The 449-nt window shown below is 65.0% G+C and carries 1 pseudogene; it reads right to left on the reverse strand.

From position 1 onward, the window contains the following. Window positions 1–449: pseudogene (locus tag ACU8YE_RS25195) on the reverse strand (OmpA family protein); the annotation flags it as partial.

Below are 449 nucleotides of genomic sequence, written 5' to 3' on the forward strand. Positions count from 1 at the left end.
GTCGAGCTGCATCGCGATCGACGCCGTGCGCGGCGAATCCAGCACCGTATCGAGCTTGACCAGCAACTCCTGCCCCCGGTAGAGTCCCCAGCCGAAACCGGTCGGTACGCCATCGAGCAGCGTCTGCACGATCGCCGTGCGATCGTGTTCGAGGCGGGCCTGCGCAAAGCGCTTCCTCCCGATCCACTCGTCGGCTCCGCTCCGATAATCCGCGATATCGTTCGACACCCGCTGGATCATGCGGCAGTTCATCCAGCCCGAGACCGCCACGGCGATGCCCAGCGTCGAAACAGTGGAGAACACGAGCGCCGGCACGAAGCTCGCACGAGTGGAAACGAGATGGCGCGCGCTGCTCCATCCTTCCCGAATGCCGCTTTCGGCATGCTTCGCCACGCGCGGCACGGGAAGCGGCGCCATCGACGATTTGGTCTGGCGAATATGGAGACCGG

The organism is Ralstonia sp. VS2407 (assembly GCF_052950655.1).